The organism is Stenotrophomonas sp. DR822 (assembly GCF_019793815.1).
Taxonomy (GTDB): domain Bacteria; phylum Pseudomonadota; class Gammaproteobacteria; order Xanthomonadales; family Xanthomonadaceae; genus Stenotrophomonas; species Stenotrophomonas indicatrix.
Map to the genome: position 1 here is coordinate 2,173,144 of NZ_CP081826.1, position 25,346 is coordinate 2,198,489.

A 25,346-nucleotide genomic window follows, 5' to 3' on the forward strand; every position below is an offset into this window, starting at 1 on the left:
TCCTGATTGGCGCCGATGGCCGGCGCCGTCGAAGGAGCGGGATTCTATCAGCGCGGCCTTAACGAGCTTTGACGCGGATAAACCGGGATTCAGCAGCGATCTGCGGCGATAAACGCCTTACTGAACGCGCCGACGCAGGTAATTCAGCAGGTCGATCCGGGTGATCAGGCCGAGGAAGGTGTCACCATCCATCACGATCGCCACCTGCCCGCGGTCGAACACCGGCAGCAGCGCCTCGATCGGTGACTTCACGTCCAGCCGGTCCAGCTTGCTGACCATGGCGGTGGCCACAGGGTCGCGGAAGCGGGCTTCGTCGCCATAGACATGCAGCAGCACGTCGCTTTCGTCGACAATGCCGACCAGCTGGTCACCGTCCAGCACCGGCAGCTGCGACACGTCATACAGCTTCATGCGCTGGTAGGCGGTGGTCAGCAGGTCGTTCGGGCCGATCACGACGGTGTCGCGCTGGCCGTACGGGCGCAGGATCAGATCGCGCAGGTCACCGTGCTGCGGGCGCTCGAGGAAGCCGTTGTCCAGCATCCAGTAGTCGTTGTACATCTTCGACAGGTACTTGTTGCCGGTGTCGCAGACCAGCACCAGCACCTTCTTCGGCGTGGTCTGCTCCTTGCAGTACTTCAGCGCCGCCGCCAGCAGGGTGCCGGTCGAGGAGCCTCCGAGGATGCCTTCCTTGCCCAGCAGCTCACGCGCGGTATGGAAGCTCTCCGCGTCGGTGATGGCGTAGGCCTTCTTCACACGGCTGAAATCGGAGATCGAGGGCAGGAAGTCCTCGCCGATGCCTTCCACCAGCCAGCTGCCCGACTTGTCGTTGAGCACGCCGTCGTTGATGTACTCGGCCAGGATGGAGCCGACCGGATCGGCCAGCACCAGCTCGGTCTTCGGCGACAGCGTGGCGAAGGCGCGCGACAGGCCGGTCATGGTGCCGGAACTGCCGCAGCCGAACACGATGGCATCCAGATCGCCATCCATCTGCTCGAGGATCTCCGGGCCGGTGCCGAATTCATGCGCGGCCGGGTTGTCCGGGTTGCCGAACTGGTTGACGAAGTAGGCGCCCGGGGTCTGCTCGGCGATGGTCTTCGCCAGGTCCTGGTAGTACTCGGGGTGGCCCTTGGCCACGTCCGAGCGGGTCAGGCGCACTTCGGCACCCATCGCCTTCAGGTTGAAGATCTTTTCCCGGCTCATCTTGTCCGGGACCACCAGGATCAGCTTGTAGCCCTTCTGCTGGGCCACCAGCGCCAGGCCCAGGCCGGTATTGCCGGCGGTGCCTTCCACCAGGGTGGCGCCGGGCTTCAGGTCGCCGCGCTTCTCTGCCGCTTCGATCATCGACAGGCCGATGCGATCCTTGATCGATCCGCCCGGGTTGGCGCTTTCGAGCTTCAGGTAGAGCTCGCAGACGCCAGCATCCAGGCGCTGGGCCTTGACGATCGGGGTCTGGCCGATGAGTTCGAGGACGGAAGAATGGATGGGCATTCGGGGGACTTCGGTTCGCGCCACACAGGGCCGGACCGGTGATTATCCGACGGATGGCGACGAAAGTCAGGCGTAGGGCGTGCCGACCAACGGTCGGCACCCACAGGCACTCGCAGGCCCCTCCTGCGCCCACCAGCTCGGCTGGCGGCCCAAGGGGATGCGGACGGCCCCGGATCGACGAGGAGACCGGTACCGCCCGCATCGGGGGACGTGCCTGCAGGGCCTAGGCACCACCGCGTGTGGTGCCTAGGCGCGACGCCTGCGTTCAGCGGCGTCGCGTTGCCAGGTCAGGAGAGCCTGGCGGGGCCATCGATGGCCGGGTCATGCCATTCCGGGCACGACCGGAGTGCGTCAATGCGTGGGGGACGACGCTGCGAGCGGTGTTTCGTACATTCGCAGAAGGCGTTGCTTGGCCAGCAGCTTCTCGCGCTTCATTCGACCCAGGGTGACATCATCGATCGGGAGTACACCCAACTCCGCGTCCATGCACTTCTTGTTCAACTTGCGGTGCTGGTCATGGAGTGCCCGGAACTCCGGATCGCGCGCGCGACGGGCGTCGATCTCGCTCTGGGGCTGATCTTCAAACATGATGGACCTCCTTCGACAGATACACGAACGCCCCGGCCGCAAGGCACGGGGCGTTGTTCATGGAGGAGTGCCGGTCGATGCCCACATGGGTGCCCACAACGACGTGCGGCACTGGCCTGCGCACTTCGGTCTGCTGCGGTTCGCGCCCTGCTTGCATCGGCCCGGCCCTCCCATCGTCCGGTCCGCGTTATTGCGTCCCGGACAACTGACCCTACGCTTGCTCTGGGCGGGGTTCAAGCCCCTGCGGCAAAAAGACCGAACCCCGCCGAGGCGGGGTTCAGGCTGAATACTCAACACAACGAAAAACAAACAATATCAATCAATTACGGCGCAATGACGACCTCGGCCGAGCGGGCCCGGGTAGAGGCGGCCTTCTTTCCGGCCACCTGGATCCGGCTGCTGGCGACACCGGCCGACACCAGCGCGTCGCGCAGTGCCTCGGCGCGCTTCTGGCCGACGCCATTGGCACTGTCATAGGCTTCGATGCGGATCCTGCCCTTCTTGCCGATGTTCACGTACTCGGCCAGGGCCTTGGCCTGATTGCGGGCGCCACCGGACAGGCTCGAGGCGCCGGCGGCAAACGCGTCACCGGCAAAGGTGAAGACCTCGCCGCGGCCATCGAACTTCGAGCTTGGCAGTTTCTGCCCGGACACCAGCTCGGCTTCCTCACGGGCCAGCTTGGCCGCGTTCTGCTGGGCCGAGCTGAGGCGCTGCTGCTGCTTGCCGGCCACGCTGGTCAGGGCGTTCTCGGCATCCTGGCGGGCCAGGGTCTCGGCCTCGGCCGCCTGGCGCAGGCGTTCGGCCTCTTCGGCCTGCATCTGCGCCTGCATGCGCAGCTGTTCGGCTTCCTGGCGGGCGCGGGCGGCGTCGCGGCGGCTGGCCTCGATCAGCAGGTCGCCGCGGGTGCGCTCCAGGCGATCGACCTCGCGCGCGGCCAGCGCGGCCCGCACGGCGGTCTCGGCGATCTCGACCCGGCGCTCGGCCAGGTAGGTGGCCAGCTCCTGGTCACGGCGCTTGGCCTTCTCCAGGGTGGCGATGGCCTGCTGCGCCTGCATGCGCTCGAAGGCGCCCAGTTCGGCGGTGTCCGGATTGGCCTGGATCGCCATCAGGCGCTGGCTCAGCTGGCCCACCATCGGGTTGTCAGCGGCCAGGGCCAGCGTCGGCAGGGCCAGCAGCGTAGCCAGGGTCAGCGCGGAGATGGTCTTCATCGGCGGTCCTCCCCGGTCGACAACTGGCGTTGCAGCTGGTTGACCTCGTTGCGGCGCAGCTGCAGCTGTGCGGTCGCCGTGGCTTCCTCGCTGCGGGCACGGGCCAGATCGGCGTCAACGGTGGCACGCAGGGCCAGGGCCGGTGCGTTCTTGCGCTCGCGGCGGTCGCCAGCGGCACGCTGGGCCTGCTCCAGCCCCTGGCGGGCCAACCCGATCAGGTCCGGGGCGTACTGGTCGGCGTCGGCCTGGGTGGCCTTGTCCACCGCCTGCCGGGCCTGGGCCAGTTCCAACGCGCCATCCTGCGCCCAGGCGGGGGCAGAGAGTGCGAATGCAAACGCCATCACATACAGGCTGTGGCGCATTCGTGCGAAGCTAAGTCGTTTCATTGGGGAGGCCGTACCGGTTGTCGGTTCGCGGCCATTGTCGTCAAGCCGGTACCGTGCTTGCAACGGGCACCGGCAGTTTCGTTGGGGAAAATTCGCAATGGATATCGGCTACTTCCTGAAGCTGATGACCGAAAAGAACGCTTCGGACATGTTCTTGACCACCGGCGCGCCGGTGTACATCAAGATCGAGGGCAAGCTGTATCCGCTCGGCAATACCGGCCTGCCGCCGGGAATGGTGAAGAAGATCGCCTACTCGCTGATGGACGAGGGCCAGGTGCCGCAGTTCGAGCGCGAGCTGGAACTCAACATGGCCATCGCCCTGGCCGATGCCGGGCGTTTCCGCGTCAACGTGTTCAAGCAGCGCGGTGAAGTGGGCATGGTCATCCGCGCCATCCGCAGCCGGATTCCGAGCATCGAAGAGCTCAACCTGCCGCAGGTGCTGAAGGACGTCATCATGACCCCGCGTGGGCTGGTGCTGGTGGTGGGGTCCACCGGCTCGGGCAAGTCCACCTCGCTGGCGTCGATGATCGACCACCGCAACAGCACCACCACCGGTCACATCCTCACCATCGAGGACCCGATCGAGTACCTGCACAAGCACAAGATGTCCATCGTCAACCAGCGCGAGGTCGGGCTCGATACCCATGCCTTCCACAATGCGCTGAAGAACGCGATGCGCGAAGCGCCGGACGTGATCCTGATCGGCGAGATCCTGGATGCAGAAACGATGGAGGCGGCGATCGCCTTCGCCGAAACCGGGCACCTGTGCCTGGCCACCCTGCACTCCAACAACGCCGACCAGACCATCGAGCGCATCCTCAACTTCTTCCCGGAAAGCGCGCACAAGAACGTGCTGATGAACCTGGCCCTGAACCTGCGTGCGGTGATCAGCCAGCGCCTGGTGAAGAACAAGGAGGGGCGCCGCCTGCCGGCCACCGAGGTCCTGATCAACACGCCGATGATCCGCGACCTGCTGCGTCGTGGCCAGGTGCACGAGATCAAGGCGGCAATGGAGGCTTCGCTGGAAGAAGGCATGGAGAGCTTCGACCAGTGCCTGTTCCGGTTGGCCAAGAACGGCACCATCGATCAGGAAGAAGCCCTGCGCGCGGCCGACTCACGCGATGGCCTGGCGCTGAAGTTCCGCCTGTCCGAAGGCGGCAGCGGCGAGCACGATCCGTATGCGGACTTCTCGGCCGGCGCGCCGAGCATTACCCACGGGTTCTGACGACGCGCCCGCCGGGCATGGCCCGGCGCTACCGGACGCGTGGTGGCAGCGCCGGGCCATGCCCGGCGCAATCCTGAAGGGTTAAGGGGCGGTCTCATCCAATGAGACCCCTCGTGCGTAGGTTTCTTCAATGGAAACCATACGCAAGCTGGCCATCCTTGCAGATGCCGCAAAATACGATGCCTCCTGCGCCTCCAGTGGCGCGGGCAAGCGCGATTCGCGCGCCTCCGGCGGCATCGGCAGTACAGAGGGCATGGGCATCTGCCACAGCTACACGCCCGATGGCCGCTGCGTGTCGCTGCTGAAGATCCTGCTGACCAACTTCTGCGTGTACGACTGCGCCTATTGCGTGAACCGGGTGTCCAGCAACGTGCCGCGCGCGCGTTTCAGCGTGGACGAGGTGGTCACGCTCACCCTGGACTTCTACAAGCGCAATTACATCGAAGGGCTGTTTCTTTCCAGCGGCATCATCCGCAATGCGGACTACACGATGGAGCGCATGGTGGAGGTGGCACGTCGGCTGCGCGAGGAGCACCGATACGCCGGCTACATCCACCTGAAGACGATCCCCGAGGCATCGCCAGAACTTCTGGCCGCTGCGGGCCGTTACGCCGATCGCCTGTCGATCAACGTCGAACTGCCCACCGAGGCGGGCCTGGCCACCCTCGCCCCGGAAAAGACCAGCACATCGATCCGCGGCGCGATGGGTGAACTGCGCTGGCGCATCGAAGAAGCCAAGGAGGCCCGCAAGGCGCCGGCAGTGATCGCACCGGTTTCCAGCCGCAGCGCGCGTCCTCGCCCTCCCCGCTTCGCACCCGCCGGGCAGAGCACGCAGATGATCGTCGGCGCCGACGGTGCCAGCGACCAGCAGATCCTGACCAGTGCCGACAGCCTCTACGGCAACTACCGCATGCGCCGGGTGTACTACTCCGCCTTCAGCCCGATTCCCGATGCGAGCCGCAAGCTGCCGCTGCAACCACCTCCGCTGCAGCGCGAGCACCGCCTGTACCAGGCCGACTGGCTGCTGCGCTTCTACGGCTACGGCGTGGAGGAGATCACCGACACCACCCAGGGCGGCATGCTGGATCTGGACATCGATCCGAAGATGGCCTGGGCGATACGGCATCCGGAGCGCTTCCCGGTGGACCTGAACCTTGCGCCGAAGGAGCTGCTGCTGCGGGTGCCGGGCTTGGGAGTGCGCAACGTCAAGCGGGTGTTGATGGCGCGCCGCCACGGTCGCCTGCGGGTGGCCGACGTCGCCCGGCTGAAGGCGCCGATGAGCAAACTGCTGCCATTCGTGCAGCTGGCCGACCACCATCCGCGCAGTGCGCTGGATGATCCGGCGGCGCTGCGCGCGAAGCTGGCGCCACCACCCCGCCAGGGCTCGCTGTTCGATGCCGCGCCCGCGGCCTGAGCTGCAGCGCTGGTCGCTGCGCGTAGACCCGCCGTGGTCGCTGGATGCCTGGCGCGGTGCGGCGCGTGAGGCCTTGCTGCGCGGGGTGCTGCCGGAACAGCTGGACTGGATCACGGGCAGCGAAGCGTCGCTGCTGGACGCGCCGGCGGTGCAGCAGGCGCCACTGCCCGACGGCGCCACCGTCCCGAACGTGCCGCGCGACTTCGTCGAACTGGCCGCTACCTGTCTGTGCCATCGCGATCCGCAGCGCCTGCCGCTGCTGTACCGCCTGCTGTGGCGCATCGCGCATGGCGAACGCACGGTACTGTCCAATCCGGCCGACGCCGATGTGCTGCGGTTGATGGCGCTGGCACAGGCGGTGCGCCGCGACACGCACAAGATGAAGGCCTTCGTGCGCTTCCGGGAGGTGCCCGGCGAGACCGACGCGTTCATCGCCTGGTTCGAGCCCGATCACAACATCGTCGACCGGGTCGCCCCGTTTTTCGCCCGCCGTTTTGCCGGCATGCGCTGGGCGATCCTGACCCCCGCGCGCAGTGTCCGCTGGGATGGCAGCGCGCTCTCGTTCGGTGAGGGCGGCAACCGCCGCGATGCACCCGCCGAAGACGCCCGTGAGACGCTGTGGCAGACCTATTACGCCAGCATCTTCAATCCGGCCCGGCTCAACACGCGGATGATGCAGCAGGAAATGCCCGCCCGTTACTGGAAGCATCTTCCCGAAGCGCACCTGTTGCCGGGCCTTGTGCGCGACGCAGCCGGCCGCGTGCAGGAGATGCATGATCGACCGTCACAGGCACCCCAGCGACGTATTCCCGCACGGCCGAACGATGCAACCGATGCCGCTGCGGACAATGGCAGCCTGCAGGCGCTGCGCCAGCAGGCCGCCGTCTGCCGGCAGTGCCCGTTGTGGGAAGCGTCGACCCAGACCGTGTTTGGCGAAGGTCGTGCCGATGCACGCATCATGCTGGTCGGCGAACAACCTGGTGATGTCGAGGACCTGAGTGGGCGCCCCTTCGCCGGGCCGGCGGGCAAGCTGCTGGACCGGGCGCTGCAGGAACTGGGCATCGAACGCGGCGCCCTGTACCTGACCAACGCGGTGAAGCACTTCCACCACGAGCGCCGAGGCAAGGTGCGCCTGCATAAGCGCCCTGAGAGCCGCCATGTGCATGCCTGCCGGCCGTGGCTGCAGGGCGAGATCGCACGGGTGAAGCCGCAGGTGATCGTCTGTCTCGGCGCCACGGCGGCCTCGTCCGTATTCGGTCGCGACTTCAACCTGACGCGCGACCGTGGCCGCTGGCTCACGCTCGAGGATGGCACCCGGGGATACGCCACCGTGCATCCGGCCTGGGTACTGCGGCAGAAGGAGGAGACGCGGCGCGAGGACGCCTACCGGCTGTTCCGCGACGACCTGCGGCAACTGCTGGCGGCCGATTCCGCGCGCGCCGGAGACCGGTAGCGCCGGGCCATGCCCGGCGAGCACAGCGCGACGTCAGGCGGCGTCGATCTGGTTTTCGGGGCGTGCAGCGATGAAGGCATCCAGCTGCTGGCAGGCCGCTTCAATGCGACGCAGTGTGGGGTATGGCGCCAGATCCAGGCCGAAGCGGTGGGCGTTGTACAGCTGCGGCAACAGGCAGATGTCGGCCAGACCCGGGCGGTCACCGTGGCAGAACGTGCCGGTGTCAGCACTGTCGGCCAGCATCGTTTCCATCGCCGCGAAGCCCTCGGCCATCCAGTGCAGGGTCCACTGCGTGCGTGCATCGGCGGGCAGCTGCAGATCGCGCTCGAGGTACTGCATCACCCGCAGGTTGTTGATCGGGTGGATGTCGCAGGCTACCAGCTGCGCCAGCGCCCGCACCCGTGCGCGGCCAGCGGCATCGGCCGGCAGCAACGGCACCTGCGGGAACCGCTCTTCCAGATACTCCAGGATCGCCAGCGACTGGGTCAGCACGTTACCTTCATGCAGCAGCGTGGGCACCAGCTGCTGCGGGTTGAGCCCGCGATAGGCGTCATGGTGCTGCTCGCCACCCTCGCGGACCAGATGCACCGGTCGTGCTTCAAAAGCCAGGCTTTTCAAGGCCAGGCCGATGCGCACGCGATAGGCGGCGCTGGATCGCCAGTAGGTGTACAGCACGATGCCGTCGTCGACCGGAATCTCCATCGCCGCCTCCATGCTCAGGGCATGGCCGCCTGTTCGATGCGCTGCTCGATCGCACCGAAGATGCTGTTGCCGGCGGCATCGAGCATCTCGATGCGCACCACGTCGCCGAAGGACATGAACGGCGTGCTCGGCTTGCCGTCGCGCAGGGTTTCCACCACGCGCTGTTCGGCGAAGCACGAAGCACCCTTGCTGGTGTCTTCGTTGGCGATGGTGCCCGAGCCGACGATGGTGCCGGCACTGAGCGGGCGCGTCTTCGCCGCGTGCGCGACCAGCTGGGCGAAGTTGAACTGCATGTCGACACCCGCTTCCGGCGCACCGAACCACCTCCCGTTGATGTGGGTCAGCAGCGGCAGGTGCACCTTGCTGTCCTGCCAGGCAGCACCCAGTTCGTCGGGAGTGACGAACACCGGCGACAACGCCGAGCGCGGCTTGGACTGCAGGAAGCCGAAGCCCTTGGCCAGTTCGCCCGGGATCAGGTTGCGCAGCGAGACGTCGTTGACCAGGCCGATCAGCTGGATGTGGCCGGCGGCCTGCTCCGGGGTGGCGGCCATCGGCACGTCGTCGGTGATCACCACGATCTCCGCTTCCAGGTCGATGCCGTAGTCCTCGCTGACCACCTTGACCGCATCGCGCGGGCCATGGAAACCGGCGCTGGTGGCCTGGTACATCAGCGGATCACTGTAGAAGCTCTCCGGCACCTCGGCGCCACGGGCGCGGCGTACGCGCTCGACGTGCGGCAGGTAGGCGCTGCCATCAACGAATTCATAGGCGCGCGGCATCGGCGCGGCCAGGGCCTGCGGGTCCAGGTCGAACACGCCATCGGCGTCGCCGGCATTGAGCGACTCATACAGCGCATTCAGACGCGGGGCCAGATGGCTCCAGTCCTCCAGGGCCAACTGCAGGGTGGCGGCGATGCCGGTGGCGCGCACGCCGTGGCGCAGGTCACGCGAGACAACGATCAGGGTGCCGTCGCGGCCGCCTTCCTTCAAGGAACCAAGCTTCATGGTGGGTGTCCGGAGTCGTGGGCAAACAAGTTTCAAGTGTAATCAAATATGCAGCGCAGCCAAGCTGCAGCGCGGCATCGCCTCACCCTACCGCAGGAGGGGGGCGGCAGGGTTGCACCCTGCACCTGCAGAGGCAACGGCCAAGGCCAAGGCAACCGCGAAAGCAACTGCAACAGCCGGCTCTGGGTTTTCTGTGGGTTGGGCGGGGCGGTATGGGGCTGCAGGACACGCCGTAAACCCATCCATGGGGGCTCGATGGCGCCATCCATGGCGCCAACGGTCCTGCAGCCCCATACCGCCCCGCCCTCGACAGTTTCCCGATGACGGTGGTAGATCCACGCCATGCGTGGATGAATTTCCAACGAAATCGAATATTTCGACAATTGAACGAAGAGCATCCACGCATGGCGTGGATCTACCGTGTCGACCAAGGTCGACAGCCACCAGGAGCGGGCCATGCCATTCCGACAGATCGCGGAAAACTGTCGAAGGCGGGGTGGGTCCGGTTGCGGGGGCGTGAGCCGCATGGATGCGGCGACCGAGCTTACATGGACGTACTTGCAGCGGCCCCCGCAACCGGACCCCCCCCGCCATCCCACGGATAGCCCGCTTCTGCTGTTGCTGTTGAGGTTGCCGGCCAGCGGCCGGCACTACCGCTTCGGCGGGTGCAGGGCGCAGCCCTGCTGAACCCCCAACCTGAACAGCCTGTTTTGCGTCAGGTCTCATCCTTCCGCTAGACTATGCGGGTCTGCAGCGGCCGTCCGTTTCCCTCCGGGATCGCCGGCGACCGGGGTTCGCCCCATCGCCCGCCCCCACTCCGACGCCGTTCGTCACGCATTCCAGCCTGCGCTTCGCGTTGGCTGCACCCAATTCTCGCAGCGCGGTTCACGGGAACGCTCCGAGTCAGCCGATCAGTTTGATCTGCCCCCGTCTGTCCGTTCGGACAGGCGTTAACTGTACTTGGAGCAATCTCGATGTCTTTTGAATCCCTGGGCCTTGCGCCCTTCCTGCTGCGTGCGCTCGCCGAGCAGGGCTACGAAACCCCGACCCCGATCCAGCAGCAGGCGATCCCGCTGGTGCTGGCCGGTCGCGACCTGCTGGCCGGCGCACAGACCGGCACCGGCAAGACCGCTGCGTTCGGCCTGCCGCTGCTGCAGCACCTGGGCACCGCTTCGCAGGAAGTGCGCACCGGCCCGCGCAAGCCGCGCGCGCTGATCCTGGCACCGACCCGCGAACTGGCCACCCAGGTGCATGACAGCCTGCGCGGCTACAGCAAGTACCTGCGCATCCCCAGCGCCTGCATCTACGGCGGTGTCGGCATGGGCAACCAGCTGGACATCCTGCGTCGCGGCGTGGACCTGCTGGTGGCCTGCCCGGGCCGCCTGATCGACCACCTGGAGCGTCGCAGCATCGACCTGTCCGGCATTGAACTGCTGGTGCTGGACGAAGCCGACCGCATGCTCGACATGGGCTTCCTGCCCTCGATCAAGCGCATCCTGGCCAAGCTGCCCAAGCAGAACCGCCAGACCCTGCTGTTCTCGGCCACCTTCGAGGACAACATCCGCCAGTTGGCGCTGGAGTTCATGCGCAACCCGGAACAGATCCAGGTCACGCCGAAGAACACCGTCGCCGAGACCATCACCCACAAGGTGCATCCGGTCGATGGCAGCCGCAAGCGCGACCTGCTGCTGCACCTGCTGGCGCAGGACAGCCGCGAGCAGACCCTGGTGTTTGCCCGCACCAAGCACGGTAGCGACAAGCTGGCCGCGTTCCTGGAAAAGTCCGGCATCAAGACCGCGGCGATCCACGGCAACAAGAGCCAGGGCCAGCGCCTGCGTGCGCTCGGCGACTTCAAGGCCGGCCGTGTCACCGTGCTGGTGGCCACCGATATCGCCGCGCGCGGCATCGACATCAACGAGCTGCCGAAGGTGATCAACTTCGATCTGCCGATGGTGGCCGAAGACTACGTGCACCGCATTGGCCGTACCGGCCGCAACGGTGCGACCGGTGAAGCGATTTCGCTGGTGGCGCAGGATGAAGTGAAGCTGCTGCGCGCGATCGTGCGCCTGCTCGGCCGCGACATGGACATCCGCGATGTGCCGGGCTTCGAGCTGCAGACGCCGATCCGCTGGGGCAACAGTGCGCCGGGCAAGGCCGAGGCCGATACCGGCGAGCGCGTGCCGCGCAAGACCCACGCGCGCCGTCCGCACGGCGATGCGCCGCGTCATGCCCATGCAGGCCCGAAGAAGGCCGGCGGTGGCCGCCGCGAGGGCGCGGGCAACGGCCAGCAGCGCGCAGGCGCAGGTGCCGGTCAGGGCCAGCGTCGTGGCGGTGCCGGTAATTCCGGTGGCGGCCGTGGTCGCGGCCAGGGCGGCAACGGCGGCGGTCGCGCTGGCTGATTGCTGCTGACATGGATGGCGCTTCCCGCTGCGCGGGGGGCTATCGAGGGACGGCGCTGACGCGCCGTCCTTTTTTGTTGCTGGCTACCGGGTGATAAAGCAGGCGGTGGCAGTACCGAGGGCGGATGGGCATGGGGGCAGCGCAGAACACGCTGTAAATACGTCCATGTAAGCTCGATGGCGCCATCCATGGCGCCAACGGTTCTGCGCTGCCCCCATGCCCATCCGCTTCAAGCATTGCCTGCGCCTTCTTCTCCCGCCGGGTAGCCGGGAGAAGAAAGATCAAATTCAAATTCAAATTCAAATTCAAATTCAAAGGCAAACGCCGAAGCCGCAATTCCTGCTTTTGCCCTTGCCCCCGCCTTGGGTTTGATGCGTCCGCGCCTGGAGGAAACTGTCTGGGGAGGACGGATAGGCCGCGCAGGACCGCAGGCGCCATGGATGGCGCCTACGAGCCTACAGGGACGTACTTGCGGCGTGTCCTGCGCGGCCTATCCGTCCTCCCAACCCACATGGCAATGAAGGCGCCAAACGCCTCAACCCCGCGCTTTACTCGGATTCACCAGATTCCCGAAGAAGATCGCGTTGATCAGCATGCGATCAGTGCCATGCCAGTACTTGCGATGCGCCGGATCATCAGCAAACAGGATCACGTTGCCCTGCCCCTGCGCCGACACCAGCAGCCACGCACTGCCAGCCACGCGACTGCGGTTGCGCTCGGACAGATACCCGTTCACCCGAGGTGTGTCGTCGATCCGCACCACCGTGGAAAACCCGTTCGCGCTCGGCTGCAGGATGACCGTGTTCTCCTTGTTGATCGCCAGTTGCCGGCGCGGCACGCCGAACGCCAAAGGATGACTGAGGTCGACGTCGGCGCTGAGGATGTTGCCGCTGACGCGCTCGATCGCGGCGATATCGCGCTGGTCACCGAAGGCGCGGCGCGCGGTGTCTGTTGCTTCCTCGTCCTTGCCCAGCTTCTCGCCGTCGGCAAGTTTCTGTTCGATCGCCCACTTCGACGCGCTGCCATAGGTGACCAGTGACCCGCCGGCCTGGATCCAGCGCTTCAATGCCGCTACCGCGGCCGCGTCGATGCCGGCATAGGTGCCGCCGGACAGCACGATCGTGGTGTAGCGGTCCAGAGATACCTTGCCCAGCTGCTGCGGGTCCAGCTTGCTGGCCGGCAGGCGCAGCTGCTGGTCGAGCAGGAACCAGGCCGAACCGATTTCGGTGGCTGCCACGCCCTCGCCCATCACCAGCGCGACGGCGGGCTTGCGCAGTGCCTTGACGCCGTCACTGCCAAGGTCGATGCCATCGCGGCTGCGACCGCTGCCCAGCGCATGCACCTGCACACCGGCGACCCGCGCGGCGGCGGCGACCGCCTCCTGCAACGCCGCACCCTGCAGCGGCTGCCCGGACACCGGTACCACGATGCTGCCCCCGGCAAAGGCCACCTCACCTTGTGCGGTGGCCGCGGTGAACGGCTGGAAGGTGGCACGCGTGGACAAGCCCTTGGCCTGCAGGGCGGCCAGTGCGCGGCCCGCGTTGTAGTCGCGCCAGTCGATCACGTAGGCGAAGCCCGCTTCACCGCCGGTCAGCCCGCCCTGCACTGCGGGAACCTCGACCACGCGGGCGCCGCCATCGATGCGGCTGCGGCTGCCGGCAAAGGCCACGCCGTAGGCCGGGGCGATCGCGTAGCTGGTGCTGCCGTAGAACACGTCGCCCTTGATCGGCGGGGTCTCGGCGAAGATCGAATGGACCAGGCGGAACTGCGCCTGCTGCACCGGCACCACGTAGGCGCTGCCCGCTTCGAAACGCTGGCCATCTACGCTGACAGCGCGGTCCAGTGCATGCACTTCAATCCTGTGCAGCAACAGCAGTTCCAGCAGGCGTCGGGTCAATGCCGGATCATGCGCGTCGCCGAACACGAAGCTCTTCACCGGCTGTTGTGCGGCCTGCTTCAGCGCGCTCTGGAAGAAACGCTTCTGCAGATCGAACAGCGCGCTGCGCTCGGTCACCGCACCGCGCACCGTGCCCAACCCGGTGGCAACCTGGTTGCGGATGGTGAACGGGAACGTCAGCAGGCCATTCACCGATTCCTGCACGCGACCGCGCGAGCTGGCCTGCTCCACGGTGACGCCGACCGCGCCGTGGAAATCCGGATAGGTCGAGCCGTACACGGGCGAGAAATTGTCGAAGTTCTCACCGGTGTAGTACAGCGAACCCAGCGCATCGAGCGCCTGGGCGTGGTACTTGGCCAGGGTCTTGTTGAACTCGTACGATGCTGCCGGGATCAACGGGCTATGCATGCTCTTCGGCGATGGCTCGAAGTAGTACGTGCTGTCCTTGCCCATTTCGTGGAAGTCGATCTGCACGTTCGGGTACCACTGGTGGAACTGCGCCACCTTCGGCCGCGAATCCTGCTGTGTCAGTGCCAGCCAATCGCGGTTGAGATCGGTGAAGTAGTGGTTGGTACGGCCCTGCGGGAACGGTTCGACGTGTTCCTTGTCGGCCGGATCGGCCGAGGCCGGATCGGACGTCCAGGCGTTGTGCCAGTTGGCGGCGCGATCGCGGCCGTCGGGATTCTGCGCCGGGTCGAACAGCACCACTGCCTGCTGCAGCCACTGCTGCGTTTCCGCGCTGCGGTTGGCCACCAGGTAGTAGGCGGTCAGCATCGCCGCTTCGCCGCTGGAAGTCTCGTTGCCGTGCACGCTGTAGCCCAGCCACACCACCACCGGGCTGTCACCGGCAGCGCTGCGCGGCTGCGCCGGGTCGGCCAGGGTCGCGTGCTGCTGGCGGATCTGTTCCAGCCGCGCGTGGTTGCCTGCAGCAGTGACCGTGGCGATCAGCAGCGGTCGGCCCTCATAGCTGCGGCCGATCTCGCGCACGCTGATCCTGTCCGAGTGCTTGGCCAGCTCCTGGAAGTAAGCCACCAGCTGGTCATGGCGGGTGTAGCGGCTGCCGATCGGATAGCCGAGGAACTGCTCCGGCGTGGGAATGGCGGTATCGAATGCCGCCGCATCGGTGGTCTGCGGGAAGAAATAGGCGCTCTGCGCATGTACCGCAGGCGGCAACGATACGGCGGTGGCGACGGCGAGCAACAACGGGAAAACGGCACGGCGGTGGAAGGACACGGTGACTCCCCTGGAACATGGCAACACGGCCGGCCACACAGGGTGGCCGGCCGCGGCGGGTGGATCAGAAGCGGTAGTCGAAGCCCAGCGTGAAGTAGCGGCCACGCAGGTCGTACTGGCTGAAGTCGTACGGCGCGCGGATGCCCGGGAACGAGGCGTCGTACGGCGGCGTCTTGTCACCCAGGTTCTGCACCTTGGCGTACACGGTCAGGTTGTCGATGCCGGTGTAGCCCAGGTAGAGATCGAACTGGTTGTAGGCGTCGACGCGGCTCTGCACCGCAGCGGCAGCGGTGCTGGCCTTCTGGTCGTAGCCACTGGTGTAGTACCAGGTCACCGCGGCGGTGTAGTCGCTGTACTTCCAGTCCAGGGTGGTGGTGGCCTTGTTCTTCGGCAGGGTGGCGCCGAGATTGCTGCCGGCATAGTCCACCAGCGGGCCGCCGACCACGGTCGGGCGCCGGTAGTCGCGAACGTGGGTGTAGGCCGAGGTCACGGTGAAGTCACCGAAGGCCGTGGTCGGGATGCGCTGGCGCAGCTCGACGTCGATGCCCGAAGTCTTCAGCTCGCTCAGGTTCTGGTAGCGGTTGTAGACCGCCTGCAGCTTGCCGCGCTCATCGCGCTGCACGGCACCGGCGACGTTGTCGTTGACCAGGGTCTGGGTGTTGTTGGTACCGACCAGGTTGTCCAGCTGGATACGGTAGTAGTCGATGCTCAGGTTGGTGTTCGCCCACGGCGACAGCACCACGCCGAAGTTCACGCTCTTGGTGCGCTCCGGCTTCAGGTCGCTGTTGCCGACGGTGAAGAAGGTCGGGTTCTGCCGCGAGCCCGGCACGTCCGGATCACGCGGGTCGACCACGCTGCCATAGGCGATGCTGGTGCTGTTGGAGTTCTCCGACAGCGACGGGGCGCGGAAGCCCTTCGACGCGGAGGCACGCACCAGCAGGAAATCCAGCGGCTGCCAGCGCAGGCCGAGCTTGGGCGAGAACGCGTCGCCGAAATCGTCGTAATGATCGGCGCGGGCGGCGGCGGACAGTTCCAGGGTCGAGGCCAGCGGCACGTTGACCTCGGCGTAGGCGGCGCTGACCTTGCGCTCGCCATGCACTTCGGCGATTGCCGGGCGCACCTGCAGGCCGGCATCGATCTGCCACGGGTTGTTCGAATCGAGCTTCTCGCGGCGCCATTCGGCACCGGCGGCGAACCCGATGTCGCCGGCCCAGGTGTGGCCGAGACTGCCGGAGATCTTCGCATCGATGCCCTGCAGCACCGACTCGGCCGGACGCAGGGTGGCGATGTTGATCGAATCGCGCACCGACTGCGGCGTCGCGGCCGGGTTCAGCAGGTTGTAGCTGCCGGTGGCCAGTACATTGGCCAGTGCCCAGCGGTTGGCGAAGCCGCCGGAGACGGTTTCGCGCTCGCTGCTGCGCGCGCCGAACGCGGCCACTTCCCAGTCCCACTTCTCGGTGTTGCCACGCAGCCCGAACACACCGCGATAGGCGGTGGACCGGTTGGTCTTGATGGTGCCGCCGAGGTCGAAGAAGGTGTATTCGATCGGGATCGCGCGGCCGTACGGGTTGTACGGGTTGCTGGCCGGCAGGTTGGACGACACCGGCTCGGCCAGGCCGGTCTGCGCGTTCAGTGCGAAGCGACCGCTTTCCAGGGTGAAGAACGGGCTGCTGCCGAACCAGGCAGCACTCTTGATCTGGCTGTACAGCACTTCGCCGAACGCTTCGACGTTGTCGCCGAGGCGGAACGTGCCGTTGGCGTAGGCCTGGTAGCGCTTGGTGGAGGGAATCAGGGTGGTGTACGGGGCCTGGTTGAAGCCGCAGGTATCACCGGCCAGGCCGTCGATCGGCGCGCTGGCCACGCGGGTGGTGCCGGTGGGGCAGTTGCCGTTGGCATCGAGCATCGGCACGGAGGTGCCATTGACCAGATAGCGCGCCCCCTTGGCCGACCAGCCGTTCCAGCGGCCGCCGGGCTGGTCGCTGTAGATGCCGCTCTTGGTCAGGTTGCGCTCGTCCTGGTCCAGTCGCTCGCGGTTGTAGCCCTGCAGGCTGAAGAGGATGTTGTAGCCGTCCTTGTCGATGTCGCCCAGGCCACCGACGAACTTCAGGTTCTGCTCGTGCAGGCCGCCCTGGTCGGCGCCGCCGAAGCTGCCGCCGATCTCGGCACCTTCGAAATTCTGCCGGGTGATGATGTTGACCACGCCGGCCACCGCATCGCTGCCATACACCGCCGATGCACCGTCCTTGAGCACTTCGATGCGTTCGACCGCCACCAGCGGCAGCGCGTTGAGATCGACGAAGGTGTCCGACAGGCCGCCGGCCGGGAAGCCGTAGTTGGCCAGGCGGCGGCCGTTGAGCAGCACCAGCGTGTTCTTCTGCGAAAGACCGCGCAGGCCGATGCCGGCCGAACCCGAGGCCCAACCGTTGTTGGTGGTCTCGTTGCTGGCATTGCCGGTGTTGGCCGAGATCGAACGCAGCACATCGGCCACGGTGGCCTTGCCGGTCTGTTCCAGCTGCTGGCGGCCGATCACCTGCACCGGGTTGGAGGCTTCGGTATCGGCGCGTTTGATGTTGGAACCGGTGACGCGCACGGCAGCCAGGGTGCTGGCTTCGCCGCTGGCGTCGGCGGGGGTTTCGGCGGCGGCAGACAAAGGCGCGGCCAGAGCGACGGCCAGGGCCGCCACGAGCAGGGTGTGCTGGGGCATGACGATGTGGGGGAGGTAGTGGAAGGACGAGGTAAGTTCCGCAGTAATCCATGCCTGGCCGGGGTGCGGCCAATAACATCTCTTCATACGGATATAAGAGAACCTATCATCTCTTCATCCGGATGGAAAGAATTTCTTCACGGGAAGGCAACGCAAAGCCGGGCTGATCGGCCGCCCGCGGCGTACAATCGCGCCATGGAAATCTTCAAAGTCTTCATGCTCGAGGCGGCGCACCGCCTCCCCAACGTGCCGCCGGGGCACAAGTGCGCGCGCCTGCACGGCCACTCCTTCCGGGTGGAACTGAAAGTCGAGGGCGAGCCGGGCGCGCAGACCGGCTGGATCATGGATTTCGGTGACGTGAAGGCGGCTTTCCAGCCGATCTACGACCGCCTGGACCACCATTACCTCAATGACATCCCCGGCCTGGAGAACCCGACCAGCGAGAATCTGGCCGTGTGGATCTGGAACGAGCTCAAGCCCACCCTGCCGGCATTGAGCGAGATCACCGTGCACGAAACCTGCACCTCGGGCTGCCGTTACCGCGGCCCTGCCGCCTGACAACCCATTGATCTGAAAGGCCTCAAGGCGCCAGAGATGGCGCCTTCGTGATTTTTGTTGCATTGCCGCATGATCGGCGTATGCTGCATTGCATCAATACAAATGCACGGCGGATGCGACTGGCAGGGAACAGCCACTGGCGCGACGCCCACGCTCATTGCATGGGTCCCTCCCCCCATGCAATCCGGACCCGGCAGATCCCTCCCTCTGCCGGGTCTTTTTTTTGCCTGGCGTTTGGATTCTGGAGCGCGTCTTCGTCCGGGTCTCTGCGAGCTGGAGGGCCCCGCCGGGGCGGGTAGGGGTTTGGGCAAATGTCCCCCGGCGCCGGCCGTTGGCCGTCACCTCCTCCTTTACTTTGCCCAGGCCCCTACCCGCCCCGACGAGGCTCGGCTTGCGGCACCAGGCGCGCAGATGCAGCGCTCGCGACGGCCCTTCAATGAGACGCCGACGAGCTCCGGGCGCAGGGCGGAGGCCCTTGCGTGCGAAGTAAAGGGGGAGGTGACGGCCAACGGCCGGCGCCGGAGGACATTCGCACGCAAGGGCCTCCGCCCTGCGCCAGGAAGATTCGCCGCGCCCGTGAGGATCGCTCCCGGTTATCGCCCGCGATTGCCGTGCCAGTGCTGGTACCACGCCTGGAACATCAACACGTTCCACAGGTGCGTATGCCATTTGCGCTCGCCGCGCAGGAACGCCTCCCAGATCGCGCGCACGCGTACCGCATCGAAGCACCCCTGGTTGCGCAGCAGCTGCGGGTCGAGCAACGCTTCCGCCCAGTCGCGCAGCGGGCCGGCCAGCCAGCGTGCCATCGGTGGGCCGAAACCGCGCTTGGGGCGATGGACCAGCGGCGCGGGCAGGTAGCGCGCCAGCAGATGCTTGAGGATCCGCTTGTGCTCGCCGTCGTGGTACTTCAAGTGCTGCGGCAGGCGCCAGGCCAGGCGTATGACCTCCATGTCCAGCAACGGCGAGCGTGTCTCCACACCGGCCGCCATGCCGGCACGGTCGACCTTGGCAAGGATCCCCTCGGCCAGGTCCATGCGGAAATCCAGCAGCTGGATGCGCGCTTCCGCCGGCAGTGCGGTGTCCTGCTGGTGGAAGATCGTCGCCGGCTCGCGCGCCCCCAGTACCACCTGGGTCGGCTGCCGCCAGCGGGTGACGCGCTGCAGGTAATGCCCCTCCACGTCGTTGGCGGCCACCTCGGCCACCAGTGCGCGCCAACCGCCAAGCCGACCACGCTCGACGTTCAAGCGGCTGCTGCCACGCCGCGCAAGATCACGTACCCAGTCCGGCAGGCCACCGCACAGGCGCGCATTGCGCAGCGCGCGGCCATAGCTGGGGTGGCCGAAGAACAGCTCATCGCCGCCGTCGCCGGTCAGCGCCACCGGCTTGCGCGCGCCGAGCAGCTCGCTGGCCAGCAGGGTGGGCAGCTGCGAGGCATCGGCGAACGGTTCGCACCAGACCTGCGGCAAGCGCTGCAGCAGATCCAGGCCCTGCCGGCTGTCCATCCTGTGCAGGTGGTGATGCACGCCCAGGTGGCGGGCCACCTGCGAGGCCCAGTCGCTCTCGTCGTGACCGGGGTCGTCGAAACCCACCGTCCATGCCTCCACCGGCAACGCCGACTGCGCCTGCATCATCGCCACCACCAGCGACGAATCGGTGCCACCGGACAGGAATGCACCGCAGGCCACGGGTGAATGCATGCGCGTGGCGATCGCCTGCTGCAGCACCACCTCCAACTGGTCGGTGGCCTGCTCCAGGCTGGGCGCCGGCTGCAACGGCTGCTGCAATGCTGATTGCATCGCATCGCGCGCGCACCAGTAGCGCTGGCCGCCCTGCGTGGCCTGCGTTGATCCGCCGGCGGCATGATCGTTGAGGTCCACGCGCAGCATCGCCCCGGCCACCAGCTTGTGGATGCCGCGATAGATGGTGTGCGGCGCCGGCACATAGTCATGGCGCAGCAGCAGGCTCAATGCATCCTGGTCGATGCTGGGAGCGAATCCGGCAAAGGCCTGCAGCGCCTTCAACTCCGAAGCGAACAGGAACTGGCCCTGGTACCAGCCGTAATACAACGGCCGTTCGCCGACCGGGTCGCGCGCCAGCCAGAGCTCATGTGCGTGGCGGTCCCAGACGCTGAACGCAAATGCCCCTTCGATGCGCGACAGCGCACGCTGCACGCCCCACTCGACGACGGCCTGCAGCAACAGGCGTGCATCGGTGCAGCTGAGTGGCAGGTCGCGCAGCTGCGACTGCAGGGCCGCGCGGTTGTAGATGCGGCCATCCAGGCACAGCACGTAGCGCCCGCAGCTGGAGCTGAGCGGCTGCAACGGCATGTCGGTCGGCGCACGGCAATGACCGAGGGCCAGCCCTGCGTCGGCATCGGTCCAGTACCCGATGCGACCGCGGCCGCGCTGCTGCAGCGCCCGCAGCATCGGCGCCAGCTGCTGCAGCAGCTGCTCATCGTCGGCAGGCGGCAGCCAGGCCCCGACCACGCCGCTCATCGCTGGCCTCCATGGCAAGGGCATTCAAGGAAAAGCGCGGGACAGGAGGCGGACGGCATGAGGGCGGCACGCGGATGGGGAGAGCTGCCATGCTCGGCCCCGCCGAGCGCCACGTCAGTCGTAGCGCTGTCAGCGACCGTCACCGCAGGCGCGGCTTACGTAACGTTTTGTAACAACACGATGGCTACCGTGCGGCCAAGTCGTTGCCCAGCCTGAGGCCCGGCCCGCGCGCCAGCAACCCCGGCTGAATGGCGCCCGCTCCCTGGACCCGAGCGGCCCGGTAGCTGGGATAGCATCGCCGCGCTCGTGCCACGGCGGTACGGAAGCACCCCGGAGGCCTTGTAGATGCTGGATATCGTACTGGTTGAAGACGACGCTCGGCTGGGCACGATGGTCAGCGACTACCTGAAGCGCCACGGTTACCAGGTCGCCCACGAACGCTGCGGCCAGCGCGCGATCGCCCGGATCCTCAGCGAGAAGCCGGCGCTGGTCCTGCTCGACATCGGTCTGCCGGGTCAGGATGGTTTCGAAGTGTGTCGGCAGATCCGGCCCCACTATGACGGGATCATCTGCGTGCTGAGCGCCCGCACCGACAACATCGACCAGGTGCTGGGGCTGGAGCTGGGCGCCGACGACTACATCGGCAAGCCGATCGAACCACGGGTGCTGCTGGCCCGGCTGCGCGCCCACCTGCGCCGCCACCGCCGGGTCGAGCCACGCGATGGCGCCCTGCGTTTCGGTGAACTGAGCATCGACCCATCCACCCGCAACGTGCACCTGCAGGGCCGCCTGCTGGAGCTGACCACCGCCGAGTTCGACCTGCTGTTCCTGCTGGCCGGCAACGCGGGCCAGATCCTCGACCGCGATGCGCTGCTGCGTGGCCTGCGCGGCATCGCCTTCGATGGCCTGGATCGGTCGATCGACGCACGCATCTCGCGCCTGCGGCGCAAGCTCGGCGACAACCCGGAGCAGCCCGAGCGGATAAAGACCGTGCGCGGCCGTGGTTACCTGTTCAGCCGATCAGCATGGGGATGAAGCATCCGTCGTCGGCCATGCGTGGCCATGCCTTCCACTTCCTGCGCTACGGCATCGGTTTCCTCACCGCCCATCTGCTGCTGATCGTGCTCGGGCTATGGGCCTGGGATGCGCTGCTGGAAGACCGCACCGAGGCCAGCCTGCAGGCGGAAATGCGCGGCCCGCACGCCATGCTGCAACATCGCTTCGCCGAAACGCCACCGGCGCAATGGCCAGCCCTGGCGCAACAGTTGGACAGCGATTTCGCCTATCCCCTGCAGCTGATGCCGCTGACCGAAGCTGCCGCGATACTGCCGGCGAAACAGCGCAAGGGCTTGCTCAACGGACACGTGCAGATCGAGCTGGACAGCATGCGCAGCCTGCAGCGCGTCGGCAACAGCAGCAGTGCGCTGATCCTGGGGCCGCTGGACCAGGCCCTGCCCGAAGAAGGCTGGCAGGACAGCGAAGCCTCCGGCGTGGCCATCATCCTGCTGATCCTGATGGTGGCGGTGGCATTGCCGATGTACGTAATGGTCTACCGGTTGTGGCGCGATGTCTCGCAGCTGGCACAGACCGCACGACGGATGCGCGATGGCCAGCTCGACAGCCGTGCGCCGCGCGCCGCTACCGCGCTGGTGCGGCCGTTGGCCAAGGCGTTCAACCACATGGCCGAACAGCTGCAGCTGCTGCTGGACAGCCAGCGCGTGCTGGCCCAAGCGGTGGCGCACGAAGTCCGCACACCGCTGGCACGCATGCGCTTCGGCCTGGCCGACCTGGAAGACACCGGACTGGACGACGCCCAGCGCGATGCGCTGTCCGGCCTGCGCATCGACATTGACCGGTTGCAGCACTTGACCGATGCGGGTGTCGAGTATGCCGCGCTCGGCCGCTGCCATCAGGTCACCCGCCAGCGCCTGCAACTGGCCGCGCTGGTACGCGGTGTGGTCGAGCAGTTCGCACCACTGACGATACCGGTGCAGCAGGACCTGTCACCGGCAGGGCTGGTCAACGTCAACCGGCACATGCTGGAACTGGCGCTGCGCAACCTGCTGGGCAACGCGCTGCGCTATGCGCGCCGGCAGATCCGCATCGTCAGCACGCTCAACGAGGGATGGCTGTGCCTGCAGGTGGAGGACGACGGTCCCGGTATCGCCGTCGAACTGCGCAGCCAGGTGCTGCAGCCCTACGTGCGGCTGGACCAGGCCAGCCCGGGTTTCGGGCTGGGCCTGGCGCTGGTGCAGGTGGTGGCGGACAAGCATCGCGGCCGCGTGGAAGTGGCCGATTCGGTGCTCGGCGGTGCCTGCATCCGGCTGCTGCTGCCGATGGAAAGCGGTGTCCCGCCACCGGCAGACAACGTCTAGTTCGCCTCGGCATCGGCACGCGGCAAGGCGAACACGAACAGCGCGCCCTGTCCGCTGTCGCGCAGTTCGATACGGCGGCCATGCAACTGCACGATGCGCTGCACGATCAGCAGGCCGAGCCCGCCGTTCTCGCCACGCCGCGCGCCCAGTGCCGCCGGCGCCTGGAACAGTTGCCCGCGCAGCGCCAGCGGCACCCCGGGGCCATCGTCCTGCACCGCCACCTGCACACTGTCGGGCAGCGCCGACAGCTGCACCTGCACACGGCCCCCGTCCGGCGCATGCCGCAGCGCGTTGTCGAGCAGATTGGTCAGCACGCGCTCCACAAGACCCAGGTCGGCGCGCACCAGCGGCAGGCCCGGCGGGAAATCAGCGTGCAGGCGCTGCCCACGTGCCTGCGCGGCCAGCTCGAACTTCTGCAGTACGTCCTGCAGCAGTTCCGGCAGCGCGAACACTTCCCACTCCAGCCGCACTTCACCGTGCTCCAGCCGCGCCAGTTCAAACAACGCCCGGGCCAGACGGCCGACCTTGGCGCTCTGCGCCAGCGCGATACCGAGATAGCGACGACGCTCCTGCGGCGACAGCGTGGCTTCTTTCAGCGCCAGCGTTTCCAGGTAACCGTGCAGCGAGGACAACGGCGTGCGCAGGTCGTGCGAGATGTTGGCCACCAGTTCGCGGCGCTGCAGGTCCTGCTGGCGCAGTTGCTGCCACTGCTCGCCCAGCCGCTGTGCCATCTGCGAATGGGCATGTTCGAGGATCTTCAGTTCATCGCGCTCACCCGCGCGCAGCGGTACCGGCGCGGGCAGTGGCGTCGGTGCGTCGATGTCGAAGGCCTGTATGCGCCGGGTGACCTGGCGCAGGGGCCGGGTCACCCAGTAGAAGGCCACCAGGCCGGCAAGCAGGCCCAGCCCGCCGATCAGCAGCACCGACCAGAGCGTGGTGTGCCATTGGCTGCCGGCGGCCAGATCGTCGGCCAGCATCTGCCGGTGTTCGCCCACCAGTACCACGTACACGTAACCCGCCTGCCGCCCCTGCACCACCAGCGGCGCGACACTGAACACCTTGCGGCCATCGGCACTGCGGGGATCGTCACCGAGGATCGGCAGCGGCGCACCGGACAGCAGGCGCCGCAGCGGTGCCACGTCCACCCGGCTGCGCACCAGGTGGCCGCTGGGCGCATCGTGGCCGAGGATGCGACCCTGCTCATCCAGCAGGTACACCTCGACACTGGGGTTGACCGCCATCAGCTGGCCGAACAATGCGCGCACCGCTGCATCGCGCATGCCGCTGGTGTCCATCAGTTCGCTGCGCTGGGCGATGTGCTCGGCCAATCCAAGCGACAGGCGCTGCACCACTTCCTGCTCATGCCGGGTATTGGTGCGCATCTGCCACGCCAGCAGCGCCATGCAGCACGTCAGCATCAGTGCCGACATCACCAGCGCCAGTTTCTGCCACAGGTTCGGCTTGATCATGTGGCCGCCCCGGCCGGGTCGACCAGTTTGTAACCGCGCCCCCACACCGTCAGCAGGCGCCGCGGGTTGCCCGGGTCGGTCTCGATCTTGCTGCGCAGGCGGTTGATGTGGGTGTTGACCGTGTGCTCGTAACCGTCGTGCTGGTAGCCCCAGACCTGGTTGAGCAGTTCCATCCGCGCAAACACCTGGTCCGGGTGGCGGGCGAAGAACAGCAGCAGTTCGAACTCACGCGGGGTCAGTTCCAGTGCATTGCCATCGACGGCGGCAGTACGGGCGACCGGGTCCAGCCGCAGCCCCCCCAGTTCGATCGCCCCGGCATCGATGCGCGCGTTCTGTGCCATGGCTTCGGCGCGGCGCAGCAGCGCACGCACGCGCGCCACCAGTTCCGGCATCGAGAACGGCTTGGCCAGGTAGTCGTCCGCGCCCAGTTCCAGGCCGACGATGCGCTGGGTTTCGCTGCCACGCGCGCTGATGATGATGATCGGCACGTAGCGCGCCATCGCGCGTGCGCGCTGGCAGACCTGCAGGCCGTCCACGCCCGGCAGCATCACGTCCAGTACCAGTGCATCCCACGGACCTTCCTGTTCGATCAGGCGCAGGCCGGCATCGCCGCTGGCGGCGTGTGCGACTTCATAGCCCTCATCACCCAGGTGCATGCGCAGCAGGTCGGCGATGTGGGCATCGTCTTCAACGATCAGGACACGTTTGGCGGACATCGGCAGCTTCAGGCCAGTGGGGAGGCTGCCC

18 protein-coding genes are annotated in these 25,346 nt (G+C 66.9%); 7 read left to right on the forward strand and 11 right to left on the reverse strand.

Features of this window, described 5'->3' with window-relative positions; translation table 11 throughout:
- Positions 1-117: 117 nt before the first annotated feature.
- From K5K93_RS10045 to K5K93_RS10060, 4 genes are all read right to left on the reverse strand, one after another.
- Positions 118-1,488, reverse strand: coding sequence for a pyridoxal-phosphate dependent enzyme (locus K5K93_RS10045; RefSeq protein ID WP_025878454.1), 1,371 nt, complete (start codon positions 1,486-1,488; stop codon positions 118-120).
- Between the two features lie 351 nt (positions 1,489-1,839).
- Positions 1,840-2,076, reverse strand: a complete 237-nt coding sequence (locus K5K93_RS10050; protein WP_093818802.1) for a YdcH family protein — start codon at positions 2,074-2,076, stop codon at positions 1,840-1,842.
- 323 nt (positions 2,077-2,399) lie between these two features.
- On the reverse strand, positions 2,400-3,284 hold the full coding sequence (locus K5K93_RS10055; protein WP_222390853.1) for a hypothetical protein: 885 nt from the start codon (positions 3,282-3,284) through the stop codon (positions 2,400-2,402).
- Positions 3,281-3,646: a DUF4398 domain-containing protein gene (locus K5K93_RS10060; RefSeq protein ID WP_025878451.1), complete on the reverse strand. Its 366-nt coding sequence runs from the start codon at positions 3,644-3,646 to the stop codon at positions 3,281-3,283. Before K5K93_RS10060 ends, K5K93_RS10055 begins: the two co-directional genes overlap by 4 nt.
- Before the next feature lie 121 nt (positions 3,647-3,767).
- On the opposite strand from K5K93_RS10060, the gene K5K93_RS10065 reads away from it, so the two are divergent.
- The 3 genes from K5K93_RS10065 to K5K93_RS10075 all read left to right on the forward strand — a co-directional run bounded on the left by K5K93_RS10065 (position 3,768) and on the right by K5K93_RS10075 (position 7,762).
- Positions 3,768-4,895, forward strand: coding sequence for a PilT/PilU family type 4a pilus ATPase (locus K5K93_RS10065; RefSeq protein ID WP_025878450.1), 1,128 nt, complete (start codon positions 3,768-3,770; stop codon positions 4,893-4,895).
- Between the two features lie 130 nt (positions 4,896-5,025).
- Complete coding sequence (locus K5K93_RS10070; RefSeq protein WP_093818801.1) at positions 5,026-6,309, forward strand: putative DNA modification/repair radical SAM protein; 1,284 nt, start codon at positions 5,026-5,028, stop codon at positions 6,307-6,309.
- The gene (locus K5K93_RS10075) at positions 6,290-7,762 is read left to right on the forward strand and encodes a UdgX family uracil-DNA binding protein (protein WP_222390855.1); all 1,473 of its coding nucleotides are present in this window, start codon (positions 6,290-6,292) and stop codon (positions 7,760-7,762) included. Before K5K93_RS10070 ends, K5K93_RS10075 begins: the two co-directional genes overlap by 20 nt.
- A gap of 33 nt (positions 7,763-7,795) precedes the next feature.
- On the opposite strand, the gene maiA is transcribed toward K5K93_RS10075, so the two are convergent.
- A complete protein-coding gene (gene maiA, locus K5K93_RS10080) occupies positions 7,796-8,464 on the reverse strand; it encodes a maleylacetoacetate isomerase (protein WP_222390857.1) in 669 nt (222 codons plus the stop codon).
- A gap of 14 nt (positions 8,465-8,478) precedes the next feature.
- Positions 8,479-9,468, reverse strand: a complete 990-nt coding sequence (locus K5K93_RS10085; RefSeq protein ID WP_222390858.1) for a fumarylacetoacetate hydrolase family protein — start codon at positions 9,466-9,468, stop codon at positions 8,479-8,481.
- 974 nt (positions 9,469-10,442) lie between these two features.
- Between K5K93_RS10085 and K5K93_RS10090 the strand changes: the two genes are divergently transcribed.
- Entirely contained in the window at positions 10,443-11,867 is a 1,425-nt protein-coding gene (locus K5K93_RS10090) for a DEAD/DEAH box helicase (protein ID WP_117309453.1), read from the forward strand.
- Between the two features lie 536 nt (positions 11,868-12,403).
- On the opposite strand, the gene K5K93_RS10095 is transcribed toward K5K93_RS10090, so the two are convergent.
- Entirely contained in the window at positions 12,404-14,998 is a 2,595-nt protein-coding gene (locus K5K93_RS10095; protein ID WP_222390859.1) for a M14 family zinc carboxypeptidase, read from the reverse strand.
- A 64-nt stretch (positions 14,999-15,062) separates the two neighbouring features.
- Positions 15,063-17,702: a TonB-dependent receptor gene (locus K5K93_RS10100; RefSeq protein WP_222390860.1), complete on the reverse strand. Its 2,640-nt coding sequence runs from the start codon at positions 17,700-17,702 to the stop codon at positions 15,063-15,065.
- A 195-nt stretch (positions 17,703-17,897) separates the two neighbouring features.
- Here K5K93_RS10100 and queD point away from each other — a divergent pair, with 195 nt between their 5' ends.
- On the forward strand, positions 17,898-18,260 hold the full coding sequence (gene queD, locus K5K93_RS10105) for a 6-carboxytetrahydropterin synthase QueD (RefSeq protein ID WP_025878441.1): 363 nt from the start codon (positions 17,898-17,900) through the stop codon (positions 18,258-18,260).
- 593 nt (positions 18,261-18,853) lie between these two features.
- Here the strand turns inward: queD and asnB are convergent.
- A complete protein-coding gene (gene asnB, locus K5K93_RS10110; RefSeq protein WP_222390861.1) occupies positions 18,854-20,755 on the reverse strand; it encodes an asparagine synthase (glutamine-hydrolyzing) in 1,902 nt (633 codons plus the stop codon).
- 345 nt (positions 20,756-21,100) lie between these two features.
- On the opposite strand from asnB, the gene K5K93_RS10115 reads away from it, so the two are divergent.
- Both K5K93_RS10115 and K5K93_RS10120 read left to right on the forward strand, forming a co-directional pair.
- Positions 21,101-21,790 carry a winged helix-turn-helix domain-containing protein gene (locus K5K93_RS10115; RefSeq protein ID WP_025878439.1) on the forward strand — a complete coding sequence of 230 codons (690 nt, stop codon included), beginning with the start codon at positions 21,101-21,103 and terminating at the stop codon, positions 21,788-21,790.
- Entirely contained in the window at positions 21,787-23,130 is a 1,344-nt protein-coding gene (locus K5K93_RS10120; RefSeq protein ID WP_222390862.1) for an ATP-binding protein, read from the forward strand. Before K5K93_RS10115 ends, K5K93_RS10120 begins: the two co-directional genes overlap by 4 nt.
- On the opposite strand, the gene K5K93_RS10125 is transcribed toward K5K93_RS10120, so the two are convergent.
- Both K5K93_RS10125 and K5K93_RS10130 read right to left on the reverse strand, forming a co-directional pair.
- Positions 23,127-24,599 (reverse strand): HAMP domain-containing sensor histidine kinase, encoded by a 1,473-nt coding sequence (locus K5K93_RS10125; protein WP_222390863.1) that lies wholly within the window; start codon positions 24,597-24,599, stop codon positions 23,127-23,129. The genes K5K93_RS10120 and K5K93_RS10125 overlap by 4 nt on opposite strands.
- On the reverse strand, positions 24,596-25,315 hold the full coding sequence (locus K5K93_RS10130) for a response regulator transcription factor (RefSeq protein WP_032976390.1): 720 nt from the start codon (positions 25,313-25,315) through the stop codon (positions 24,596-24,598). The genes K5K93_RS10125 and K5K93_RS10130 overlap by 4 nt, the downstream gene beginning before the upstream one ends.
- Between the last annotated feature and the right edge of the window lie 31 nt (positions 25,316-25,346).